General features: G+C 69.2%; 10 protein-coding genes and 1 other RNA gene. 2 read left to right on the forward strand and 9 right to left on the reverse strand.

The genetic code is table 11. The features are described 5' to 3' along the window. Window positions 1-44: 44 nt before the first annotated feature. Window positions 45-665, forward strand: a complete 621-nt coding sequence (locus ACWGDX_RS09905) for a winged helix-turn-helix domain-containing protein (protein ID WP_453623959.1) — start codon at window positions 45-47, stop codon at window positions 663-665. Between the two features lie 176 nt (window positions 666-841). On the opposite strand, the gene ACWGDX_RS09910 is transcribed toward ACWGDX_RS09905, so the two are convergent. The 9 genes from ACWGDX_RS09910 to ftsE form a co-directional block, all read right to left on the reverse strand. Beyond that, the gene (locus ACWGDX_RS09910; RefSeq protein WP_453623961.1) at window positions 842-1,795 is read right to left on the reverse strand and encodes an FkbM family methyltransferase; all 954 of its coding nucleotides are present in this window, start codon (window positions 1,793-1,795) and stop codon (window positions 842-844) included. A gap of 172 nt (window positions 1,796-1,967) precedes the next feature. Next, on the reverse strand, window positions 1,968-3,293 hold the full coding sequence (locus tag ACWGDX_RS09915; protein ID WP_453623963.1) for an acyltransferase family protein: 1,326 nt from the start codon (window positions 3,291-3,293) through the stop codon (window positions 1,968-1,970). After that, entirely contained in the window at window positions 3,290-5,413 is a 2,124-nt protein-coding gene (locus tag ACWGDX_RS09920; RefSeq protein WP_453623986.1) for a bifunctional polysaccharide deacetylase/glycosyltransferase family 2 protein, read from the reverse strand. The genes ACWGDX_RS09915 and ACWGDX_RS09920 overlap by 4 nt, the downstream gene beginning before the upstream one ends. A gap of 126 nt (window positions 5,414-5,539) precedes the next feature. Next, entirely contained in the window at window positions 5,540-6,265 is a 726-nt protein-coding gene (locus tag ACWGDX_RS09925) for a hypothetical protein (protein ID WP_453623965.1), read from the reverse strand. A 406-nt stretch (window positions 6,266-6,671) separates the two neighbouring features. Then, window positions 6,672-7,058, reverse strand: a transfer-messenger RNA (tmRNA) gene (gene ssrA, locus ACWGDX_RS09930). Window positions 7,059-7,219: 161 nt separating this feature from the next. Next, window positions 7,220-7,699, reverse strand: a complete 480-nt coding sequence (gene smpB / locus ACWGDX_RS09935; protein ID WP_363081859.1) for an SsrA-binding protein SmpB — start codon at window positions 7,697-7,699, stop codon at window positions 7,220-7,222. Between the two features lie 34 nt (window positions 7,700-7,733). Further along, complete coding sequence (locus ACWGDX_RS09940) at window positions 7,734-8,972, reverse strand: S41 family peptidase (RefSeq protein ID WP_453623967.1); 1,239 nt, start codon at window positions 8,970-8,972, stop codon at window positions 7,734-7,736. Window positions 8,973-9,039: 67 nt separating this feature from the next. Continuing rightward, a complete protein-coding gene (gene ftsX, locus ACWGDX_RS09945) occupies window positions 9,040-9,957 on the reverse strand; it encodes a permease-like cell division protein FtsX (protein WP_453623969.1) in 918 nt (305 codons plus the stop codon). Between the two features lie 36 nt (window positions 9,958-9,993). After that, the gene (ftsE, locus tag ACWGDX_RS09950; protein WP_046503740.1) at window positions 9,994-10,683 is read right to left on the reverse strand and encodes a cell division ATP-binding protein FtsE; all 690 of its coding nucleotides are present in this window, start codon (window positions 10,681-10,683) and stop codon (window positions 9,994-9,996) included. A 348-nt stretch (window positions 10,684-11,031) separates the two neighbouring features. Here ftsE and ACWGDX_RS09955 point away from each other — a divergent pair, with 348 nt between their 5' ends. Beyond that, window positions 11,032-11,226, forward strand: a complete 195-nt coding sequence (locus tag ACWGDX_RS09955) for a hypothetical protein (RefSeq protein WP_363081856.1) — start codon at window positions 11,032-11,034, stop codon at window positions 11,224-11,226. Window positions 11,227-11,344 lie beyond the last annotated feature (118 nt).

Here is an 11,344-nt window from a genome sequence, read left to right on the forward strand (position 1 = left end):
CGTCACGGTTGCCAAGCGCTTTGCAAAGTAGCATCCTTTGCAAAGTGAGCACCAGCGAGCACCAGAAGAGCCGCCCGGCCGCGTCGCTGCCGGACCATCCGGTCCGTGTCGCGCTGCTGGATCTGCTCGCCGAGGCCGGCACCGTCACCTCCACCGAGGCGGCGAGACGTCTCGGGCACAGTTCGGGACTCTGCTCGTTCCATCTGCGCCAGCTCGCCCGGCACGGACTGATCGAGGAGGTCCCGCACAGCGGCGGGCGCGCGCGACCGTGGCGGCTGCGCTGGGAGGGGGAGGACCAGGAACGGCCGGCCCCGGAACGGCCGGAGTCGGAGCAGCCGGAACCGGGCCGGACGGAACAGGCACGGCGGCGGGAACAGGGACAGGAAGAACCGGCGCGGTTCGACACGCTGGCGCGAGGCCTGGAGGACGAGAGCTACCAGCGCTGGCTCGCCCACCGGGCACAGGCGCCGGGCGAATGGCGGCACGACGAGGCCTTCAGCGCCGTCGTCCACCTCACCCCCGCCGAGATGGCCGGGCTCGCAGGCGCCATCCGCGGGCTCCTGGCGGGGTACCGGGAGCGGGACGAGCATCCCTCGGCCCGCCCCGCCGACGCCGTGCCGGTGGCCGCGGTGGCACGCCTCTTCCCCCTGCTGGCAGCGGACTGACCGGCGCGAGCAGCGGACCACCCGGTCTCGTCGGGCCATGGCGTCGGGCCGTGTTCACCGGGGCATGCCCGTCCGCCGGGCGGCGGATGTACGCGCCCCGCCCGCGTACATCCGCCGCGCCGTCAGGTCCGGCCGTCAGGTCCGTCAGGACCTTCAGAAGTCCCAGGCCCCAGCCCTCAGGCGTACTCGTTCTCCCGCGGCGCGAAGATCAGGTTCCGGCTCTTGCCGGGGCGCCCCTCGGCGATCGGGACGAGACGGCGGTCCGCCTCCGAGATCCAGCGGAACGTGTAGTCGAGATCCGCGAAGGGCCCGGTGAGTTCTTCCATCGGCGTCGACGCGAGGGCTTCGAGAATGATGACGGGCCGGTCGCGCTCGATGATGTGCCGCGCTCCGTCCAGGACGCTGGGCTCGTGCCCCTCGACGTCGATCTTGATCAGGTCGACGGGAGTGACCCCCAGCGTCTCGTCCAGGGTGACGAGCTGAACGCGCGCGGTGAAGGCGCTGGCCGGCCGCTTGGCGAACTCCTCCAGCGAGGAGCCGGTGGAGAGCAGACCCGCCAGCGGAAAGCGGATGTTGATGTCCGCCCTTCCCGCTTCGTCCGAGACGCCTCGCTGGTGCAGCACGAGATTCCCGACACCGTTCGCCCGGTGGTTGACGGCCAGCCTGGCGTGGATGGGAGGCACCGGCTCGAAGGCGTGCACGGTGGCCCTGGGATTGGAGAGGGCCGCGATCATCGCGTAGTACCCGACATGCGCGCCGACGTCGAGCACCGTACGGCTGGCGGCGGCCAGTCGGCTCCAGTGGTGCAGGCTCCCCATCTCATAGGCGAAGCGGCCGTTCCAGACGGTGTCGAGGGCCACGGCCTCGTCGTTCGCGCAGAACATGACGAACGGAGGACAGAGGCCGGACTCGATCTCCACCCACCCCTGGTAGGGAAACGCCTTGCGGTGGTTCTTGAGGATCTCGGAGGTCGTGGTCGGCCGGACTCGGGCGGCCTCCTTCCCCGTCCGCCGGTTCGCCTCGTCGAGATCGCGTATCCGGGTCCCGCGCGGCGCGACGGCCGGTCCGCGGGACCGCGGCTTCCCGGAGGCACTCCTCATACGGGACGAGATCTTGCGGAGGATCTTCACACGGCTCCTCAGGGGTCTTCCGACGGAACTGCCGGTCAAGTAGGCCGATGCTGTCGACGCCGGATGAACCGAGGGCGTGGGGACGGCGAACGCGGGACGAATCATCGCCCCGCGACACCGGTCCGGGCCCCCACACCAGGCATGGACCAATACCGGTCCCCGGCCCCCGACTTCAGCTCCGGGCCGCGCGCTCCCGGGCCGCGCGCTCCCGGGCCTGCTTCGCTCCGTTCGGCCACAGACGCGGCGCGCGTTTCGCCGCCACGTCCTCCACCCAGCCGATCACCATGATCATCAGAGCGATCAGGGGCCAGACCAGCACCAGCATCAGGGCCGTGTACGCGGAGTCCAGTTCGGCGGAGTACGCGTCGATGCCCGGGATGGACCAGAGCTGGTCGATGATCGGAACCGTCGCCAGTATCAACAGGTTGTGCCAGAGATAGATCGTCACGGCACGGTTGTTGGCGAGCGTGATCACGGTGTCGAACTGCCCGAGTCGGCCCGGGAGTTCCCGCCACGACGGTGAGTACTGGAGCAGGATCGCGCAGAAGCCCAGCGACCACATCGCCTGGGCGAGCGGGATCTCGTCCAGATTCCAGCCCTCGTCGGTGAGATGGCCCGAGGCCCACCACAGGGCGAAGGCCATCGCGAACGTGGCCAGCGAGACCGTGATGTACCGCGGGACCTTGCGGAACGCGCCGTCGTTGTGGGCGAAGCCGAGGACCCAGCAGGCACCGTAGACCGCGAAGTCGGAGACTGCCTCACCGGTCTCGCCGGGGATCTCCACCAGGCCCGAGCCGATGACGGCGGTGAGCGCGACGGGAAGGAGCAGTGCCGCCCACGGCACCTTGCGGAACATCCACAGCAGCAGCGGGGAGGCGACGACGAACCAGAGATAGGCGCGGATGTACCAGAGCGGACCGGCCGCCTGCTCGGCCCAGGTCTCCTCCAGCAGCCCGCTCGGGGAGCCGCTCTCGTAGGGGTACGGCGGGGCGCCGATCGGGACGATGTAGTTGGCCAGTCTGAGGAACCACCACAGCCCCTCCTCCCTGGCCGGCCGCCAGCCCAGTACGAACATCAGCGGTACGACGACCAGCGCGAACGCCCACACCGGCGGGAGCAGTCTGCGCAGCCTGCCGCGGATGACGCTCCACGGGGGCCGCTTCGACAGGGAGCGGGCCATCAGCGATCCGGCGAGCGCGAACATGACGCCCATGGAGGGGAAGAGGATCGTCAGCCAGGCCCAGCCGAAGACATGGAAGACCACGACCCTGACGAGCGCGATCGCCCGCAGCAGATCCAGATAGCGGTCCCGCCCGCCGAACGCCGGGCCCGAAGCCGCGCCGGACGCCGCGCCGGACGCCGGATCCGAGGCCGCCGGATCCTGGCCGTGCGCCGACCCGTGCGCCGACTCCTGCGCCGGACTGTGCGAGGGACCGTGCGCCGGCGCCTTGTGCTTCGCCCGGGGCACTCCCCCGGTGCCGACGGAATGAGCGTTCACGCGACAGGCCTCCGATCCGCGTCGCGCCCGCGCGGGCCCGGGATCGAGCCGGGCGCCTCCACCACTCCGGTACGGCGCAGCTTCTGCCACCGCAGCCGGCCACCGGTGAGCGCGGTGATCCAGGACTGGAGCAGCACCACGTACATGAGCTGCCGGTACAGGATCTGCTGGAGGGGCAGCGAGATCAGATGGGTCATACGTTCCCCGTCGAGCCGGAAGGCGTACGCGGCGCAGACGGCCTGGATGAGCAGTACGCCGAGCCAGGCCACGATCGTCTTCTCGGTGGGGCCGAAGACCAGCCCGTACAGCAGGAACACATCGATCAGCGGGGCCAGCAGCGGCGCCAGCACCATGAAGAGCGAGACCAGCGGCAGCCCGACCCGCCCGAAGCGGCCGGAAGGACCGCGCTCGACGAGGGCGCGGCGGTGCTTCCAGATCGCCTGCATCGTGCCGTAGCTCCAGCGGTAGCGCTGCGACCAGAGCTGCTGCACCGACTCCGGGGCCTCGGTCCAGGCACGGGCGCGCTCGGCGTAGACCACCTGCCAGCCGTCGCGGTGCATGGCCATGGTGATGTCGGTGTCCTCGGCGAGGGTGTCCTCGCTCATCCCGCCCACCCGCTCCAGCGCCTCGCGCCGGAAGGCCCCGACCGCGCCCGGGATGGTGGGCATGCAGCGCAGCATGTCGTACATGCGGCGGTCGAGGTTGAAGCCCATCACATACTCGATGTGCTGCCAGGCCCCGATGAGGCTGTCGCGGTTGCCGACCTTGGCGTTGCCGGCGACCGCGCCGACGCGCGGATCGCCGAAGGGCTGCACCAGTTCCCGGACGGTGGACGGCTCGAAGACGGTGTCGCCGTCCATCATCACGATCAGATCGTGTGTGGCGTGCGCGATGCCGTTGTTGAGGGCGGCCGGCTTGCCGCCGTTCACCTGGCGCACGACATGGACATTGGGCAGCCAGAGCGCCTCGACGATGTCCGCGGTCCCGTCGGTCGAGCCGTCGTCGATGACGATGACCTCGACGGGATGGTCGCTCTCCATCAGCGAGCGCACCGTGTTGGCTATGCACTCGCGTTCGTTGTACGCGGGCACCAGCACGGTCACCGGTTCGGTGACGGGCCGCCCCCAGGTGAAGCCGCGCCGGCGCACCCGGCGCGCGTGCGCGAAGGAGAGCACCAGCATCAGACCGAACCGTACGAAGACCAGCACGCCGATCACGGAGAGCCCGACGACCAGGACGCCGGTGATGTTGTCCGAGAGGGCGACGGCTCCGACCCAGGCCTTGCCCTTCCACAGGGCCGCGCCGGTGACCGGGGTATGGGCGCTGGGGGCGCCGAGTGCCTCGGTGACCGTGGTGAACTCGTACCCCTTCTCCCGCATCTCCGGCAGGAACCGCCCCAGCGCGGCGACTGTCTGCGAACGGTCGCCGCCGGAGTCGTGCATCAGCACGATCGCGCCCTTGCCGTCCTTCGGGGTGGCGTTACGGCTGATCGCCTCGACGCCGGGGCGCTTCCAGTCCTCGCTGTCGGTGCTGTCGAGAACGGTGATGTAGCCGAGGCTGCCGATGTACTCGGCGACCGGCCAGGACTTGTTGTCCATGGCGGAGGAGAACGACGAGTACGGCGGCCGGAAGAGCGAGGTGCGGATGTCGGCCGCGCCCGCGAGCGCGAGCTGGTTCTGCGACAGCTCCCAGTCGATCCGCGACTTCGTCTGGAAGGAGAGGTCGGGATGGTTGAAGGTGTGCAGCCCGATCTCGTGGCCCTCGTCCACCATCCGCTTCACCAGGGCCGGATAGCGGGAGGCCATGGTGCCGGTGACGAAGAAGACGCCGTGGGCGTCGTGCTCCTTCAGCTCGTCGAGGACCTGGGGGGTCCATACCGGGTCGGGGCCGTCGTCGAAGGTGAGGACGATCCTGTGGTCCGGGATGTTCAGCGCCCTGGCGGGGGTGGTGCCCCGCGCGTCGATGACCGGGCCGCCCTTGAGGATCCGCTTGGGCACCTGATCGGCGTCGACGGACTCGCGTACGCGATGGTCGGCGAGGATCTCGCTGTGCACATAGCCGCGCAGCATCAGCATCGCGAACAGCGCGACGAGGATGAGCGAGGGGAGCAGGTACCGCATGGGCAGCCGATGGCGCCTGACCCGCGCGGCCTTGGTGCGACGCGCGCTGTGCCGGGTGTGGCCGCCGTTCTGGCCGCCGTTCTTCCGCCGAGCCTGTCTGCCGGTGGATCCGCCGGTGTGGGTCATCTAGCGTGCGCCTTCCATGGCCATGGCCATCGGCTGGCCCTCTCCCGGCTGACCGCCGGTCACCGGTGGTGTCTCGACGGGCGGTGAGCCGGGCTCGGTGGTGGGCGGGTCGGGATCCGGGCTCGTCCCCGTGGGGGGTTCGCCGCCGGTCCCGCCGCTGTCCCCGCCCGGATCACCGCCGGTCCCGGGCGGTGTCGAGGGATCCGGATCGGTGCCGCCCGTACCGCCGGCCGAATCGGCGGGCGGCTTCGACGAGGCGGAGGTCCCTGGTACGGGCAGACCCGAGGCGTCGGTGCTGACGCTCTCCGAGGGCCGTGGAACGATCTCGCCGTTCGAATCGGTCGGCGAGGGGGTGGCATCCGTCGGGCCGGGCGTCGCGCCGGCGGACTCGCTCGTCGTCGGCGTCGGCTGTATCTGGACGGTGTCCGGCTTCTTCTCGTCGGCGAGACCCGGTATCTGGAGCCAGGGCGCGCTGGAACTGCCGCCGATCAGAGCGACGACCAGCATCACCGCGTAACAGGCACAGGCGATGGCGACGATCCAGCCCGCCCTGCGGAATGTCTTGCTGCGACGTCCACTGGCGTCGACGAACACCGGGCCGTCGGACTCGGGACCTGATTCCCGCGCCGGGCCCGACTCCTGCGCGGGATGGGTGCCCGTGGGCAGTTCGGAGAGCTGACGGCCCACGCCGTCGAGTTCGACCGTGACATCACTCGGCTCATGCATATGCCCTGTTCGGGCATCTTCTCGCCATTTGTCCACCGTGCTACGCACATCCCCCACCACTGAAAGTATTAGGGCGTCCCACGCGGCTGGCTGGATATCACTGCGGCGACCGAGCCCCCACCCGGACCGAGCACCCCCCTACCACACCGCACCCGAGCCACGAATGTAGCGCAGCGGGGCGGCGCGGGAGTTCAGCTTCGGAGGTTGCTGTGCATCAGTCCGGTGACAGTGGCGACGAACCGGCGGGGAGCCGACTCGCAGCGAAAAGATCAAGCCAATCCTTGTCTTCCGCGCATCCGGCGGCGGCGTCGCCCGGCCGCCCGGTGGACGTATCGGCGGCGGCTCCGGGCATGACTGAGGCCCCGCTGCCGGAGCAGCGGGGCCTCAGTCGTGCTTCACATGGGAATTGTGGAGATGGCGGGAATCGAACCCGCGTCCAACGGTGCGGAACCAGGACTTCTCCGAGCGCAGTCCGCTTCGCTTTTCTCAGCCCCGGAGATCACGCGGACAAGTCTCCGACGGGCTCAGTCACTGTTTGGTTTCCCGCTGCTCCCCGTGACCGGGCTCAGTGGTTTAGTTCCCTAGTTGATGCCAGGATCCGGGTCGGGAACAGCCCCGGGCTGACACTCCGCGGAGTCTTCGCTAGCTGCTGATTAGGCAGCGAGAGCGAAGGCGGAGGAATCGCGCTTAGAAGTGGCGATTATTGTTTGCGACATATGGTTAACGAGATCATTGCCGCTTCCTCGGCTCGCTTCCCCTGCTTCGACATCCGCTGTCGAAACCGATCATCCCCATGTTGAGTTTTCAATCGTTGATTCTCGAAGCACGCACCCGCTGTGGGGTACGAACCCATCGTACGTGATCAGCGCACGACGGTGCCAGCGTATTCCGCCGACGGGGCACCGACGAGGCACCGACACCGACGGAGCACCAACGGGCGCCCGGCTCCGTCGCTCACGCCCGCTGGCGGCGCTTCACCGCCGAGATCGCGCGGTCCGTCTCACGGCGGTCCTGCTTCTCGCGCAGCGTCTGGCGCTTGTCGTACTCCTTCTTGCCCTTCGCCAGCGCGATCTCGACCTTGGCCCGGCCGTCCTTGAAATACAGGGCCAGGGGCACGATCGTGTGACCCGACTCCTGCGACTTGGACTCCAGCTTGTCGATCTCGGCGCGGTGCATCAGCAGCTTGCGCTTGCGCCGGGCGGTGTGGTTCGTCCAGGTGCCCTGGCTGTACTCGGGCACATGCACGTTGTGCAGCCAGGCCTCGTGCCCGTCGATCTGGACGAAACCGTCCGCCAGTGAGGCCCGCCCCTGGCGCAGGGACTTCACCTCGGTGCCGGTCAGCACGAGACCGCACTCATAGGTGTCGAGAACGTGGTAATCGTGCCGCGCCTTCTTGTTCTGCGCGATCAGTTTGCGCCCTGTTTCCTTAGCCATAGTCCCGCCATTTTCGCACCCCGGCGCAACTTCTTTACCGTGTGCCGCCGAGACCGCTCAGCACCGTCGTGGCCCGCTCCTGGGCGCGTTCGCTCACCAGCAGATCCGGGGTGACGCCGCGGCCGTCCACACCATGGCCGGCCGGAGTGCGGTAATGACCCACGGTCAGCTCGGCGACGGAGCCGTCGGGCAGCCGGCTCGGCATCTGCACGGAACCCTTGCCGAAGGTGCGCGAGCCGACCGTGACGGACCGCCCGCGGTCCTGGAGGGCGCCGGTGACCAGTTCGGCGGCGCTCATCGTGCCGCCGTCGACCAGCACCACCACGGGCCGGCCGGTGTCACCGCCGGGAGCCGCGTACAGGGCGCGCTGCTCACCTCGTATGTCGTACGTGGCGACCAGGCCCCCGTCGAGGAAGGCGGAGGCGGCCGTGACGGCCTCGGTGACCAGCCCTCCGGCGTTGCCCCGCAGATCGAGCAGGACGCCGACGCCCTCGGGCGCGCCGAGCACCGCGTCCCGTACCCGCTTGCCCGAGCCCTTGGTGAACGCCTCGACCGTGATCCGCAGCACACCGCCGGCGATACGGTCGACCGTGACGGACCCGGTGGTGAGCCTGGCGCGGCGCAGGCTCTCCGACCATGCGTGCCCGTCCCGCTCCAGCTCCAGGACGACGGTGGTCCCGACGGCGGCGGCCGTGGATCCCGCGGTGCCCGATCCGGACGCCCGGGTCCCCGTCCCGGACGCGGCCCGCGCACCCGGGCTCCTCGTATCCCCGCGCAGCAGCGCCATGACCTCGGTCACGGGCCGTCGCGCGACACCCGCGCCGTCGACGGTCCTGATGATGTCGCCGGCCCCGATACCGGCCTCGGCCGCCGGGCCACCGGGCTGGACCCGGGTCACCTCGATCAGCCCGTCGGCCGTCCGCCTGGCGCCGATCCCGACCCCGGTGTACGTGCCGTCGAGGGCCTGCTCGAACTCCTCGTACTGGTCCTTGTCGTACACCGCGCCCCAGCGGTCGCCGCTGCGGCTGACGACCTCCTCGGCCGCCTCCGTGGCGGACTTCCCGTCGGCCATGGCCTCGGCCGCCGCCCTGGCGACCTCTTCCCGGTCGGCCGTGGCGGCGACGGTCCTGGCGGGGACGCGGGCCGTCCTCTCCTCGGCGCGCGGCAGCGAGTCCGTCGCGGCGGCCGTGGCGAGGACACTCGCGAACAGCACTGTCAGGGCCGCCCCGCGGCGGAAACCGCAGGATCCATGGTGCGACTCGGAACCTGACATGGCGTTGAGTCTAGGACAACACGGGACAACCGAAGGAGGCTTGCCCCGACGCGGCCAGGGGCGCTTGTCACACCCGGAGGTACTTGCGCAGCGCGAGGAAAGCGGCCACGGCGGGCATCAGCAGACCGATCGCGATCACCAGCGGAAGCTTGGCGAGCACGGCGTCCCAGCCGATGAAGTTGACGAGCTGCATCTTGTCGGCGAGGGCGAGACCGTTGTCGACGAGGAAGTAGCGGCCCAGGATCAGCATCACGCAGGCGACCACACCGCCGATCAGTCCGGCGAACGCGGCCTCCATGATGAACGGCATCTGGATGTAGAAGCTGGAGGCGCCCACCAGCCGCATGATCCCCGTCTCCCGGCGCCTGCTGAACGCCGACACCCGAACGGTGTTGACGATCAGCATCAGCGCGATGACGAGCATCAGCGCCATCACACACAGCGCCGCGACATTCATGCCCTGCATCAGGGAGAAGAGGTTCTCCAGGATGTCCCGCTGGTCCTGGACGGACTCGACCCCGTCCCGGCCCGCGAAGGCCGTCGCCACCACCTGGTACTTCTCGGGGTCCTTGAGCTTGACCCGGAAGGACTCCGGCAGCTGGTCCGGGGTGATCGAGCCGGCGATCGGGGAGTCGCCGTACTTCTCCTTGTAGTGCTTGTACGCCTCGTCGGCCGTCTCGTAATGGACCGTCTCGACGATGTCCATCTTCTTCAGATCGGTCTCGATCTGCTTCTTCTGCTCACCCGTGACCGCGCCCTTGACGCATTTGGGCTCGGTCGTCGCGTCGGACTTGTTGCAGAGGAAGATGGAGACATTGACCTTGTCGTACCAGTAGTCCTTCATCACGCTGACCTGGTCGCGCATGAGCAGCGCGCCGCCGAACAGGGCGAGCGAGAGGGCTACGGAGACGATGACGGCGAAGGTCATCGTGAGATTGCGACGGAGACCGACGCCGATCTCCGACAGGACGAACTGGGCGCGCATGGCGTCCTTTCAGCTTTTCGATTCAGCTTTCGGTGCTCAGTGCTGGTAGCCGTAGACGCCGCGCGCCTGGTCGCGCACCAGCCGGCCCTTTTCCAGCTCGATCACACGCTTGCGCATCTGGTCGACGATGTTCTGGTCGTGGGTCGCCATCACGACGGTGGTGCCTGTGCGGTTGATACGGTCCAGCAGCTTCATGATGCCGACGGAGGTCTGGGGGTCCAGGTTTCCGGTCGGCTCGTCCGCGATCAGCAGCAGCGGACGGTTGACGAAGGCCCGCGCGATCGCGACGCGCTGCTGCTCACCACCGGAGAGCTCGCCGGGCATCCGGTCCTCCTTGCCGCCGAGACCGACGAGGTCGAGGACCTGGGGGACGGACTTGCGGATCTCGCCGCGGGACTTGCCGATGACCTCCTGGGCGAAGGCCACGTTCTCGGCGACGGTCTTGTTCGGCAGCAGCCGGAAGTCCTGGAACACGGTGCCGAGCTGGCGGCGCATCTGCGGCACCTTCCAGTTGGACAGGCGCGCGAGGTCCTTGCCGAGGACATGCACCATGCCGTGGCTGGTGCGCTCCTCACGCAGGAGCAGTCTCAGGAAGGTCGACTTGCCGGAGCCGGACGAGCCGACCAGGAAGACGAACTCCCCCTTCTCGATTTCGAGGGAGACATCACGCAGGGCCGGACGGTTCTGCTTCGGATAGGTCTTGGAGACGTTGTCGAATCGGATCACGGGATGCACCACACACGGTCGGCCGGAAGATACGGGAGTACGGGAGTGGGTGAGGGAGAGGGTGGGGAGTGAGGCAGTAGGTGTGCGAGACCTTACGCGAAGCGGACAGGGCCGCGCAGTCCGCGTCCGGGGTTGGGACGGGACGGGCACCGGCGGTACGTCCGGTCTTGGGGCGCTTTATCACGGATGCGCGGTGACCGCCAGCGGTGATGGGCCCGCCGGTATGCCACCGGCCGCGCCGAAAGCGTCGGGAACTGGCACAGTGGGGTGGGGAACGATCGTGTTTCCCGGAGCGTTGAGCGGAGAGACACTGGCTGCGGCTCCGCCGCGCGGTGAGGAGGAATGCGCATGACCTACGACCGATTGGTGTGCGCCAACTGCGCGGGACCCGTCAGCGAGGGCAGGTGCCGCGTCTGCCGTGCCAACAGGGAGCGACTTCAGCAGCAGGGCCCCCTGGGCGGCCTGAGCCCGGTGGCCCTGCTGACGCTGCTCGTCCTGCTGGTGGCGGCGGTGGCGCTGGTCGCCACGCACCAGCCCGCCTGAACCGCACCCTTCAGGGACGGGACGTACGGACGTACCGACCCCCGGGGCGGCACGCGGCACAGAGGCCCGTCTCAGGGCCACAGGCACACAGAGGGGCCCGGACGCCTTGACCGGCGTC

It is taken from the genome of Streptomyces sp. NPDC055025 (genome assembly GCF_053608565.1).

What these genes read in the sequence shown, in the direction of transcription:
- ACWGDX_RS09920 (WP_453623986.1), bottom strand. Translation starts at nt 5,413, where the DNA reads ATGCGGTACCTGCTCCCCTCGCTCATCCTCGTCGCGCTGTTCGCGATG.
- ACWGDX_RS09925 (WP_453623965.1), bottom strand. Translation starts at nt 6,265, where the DNA reads ATGCATGAGCCGAGTGATGTCACGGTCGAACTCGACGGCGTGGGCCGT.
- smpB (WP_363081859.1), bottom strand. Translation starts at nt 7,699, where the DNA reads ATGGCTAAGGAAACAGGGCGCAAACTGATCGCGCAGAACAAGAAGGCG.
- ACWGDX_RS09940 (WP_453623967.1), bottom strand. Translation starts at nt 8,972, where the DNA reads ATGTCAGGTTCCGAGTCGCACCATGGATCCTGCGGTTTCCGCCGCGGG.
- ftsX (WP_453623969.1), bottom strand. Translation starts at nt 9,957, where the DNA reads ATGCGCGCCCAGTTCGTCCTGTCGGAGATCGGCGTCGGTCTCCGTCGC.
- ACWGDX_RS09955 (WP_363081856.1), top strand. Translation starts at nt 11,032, where the DNA reads ATGACCTACGACCGATTGGTGTGCGCCAACTGCGCGGGACCCGTCAGC.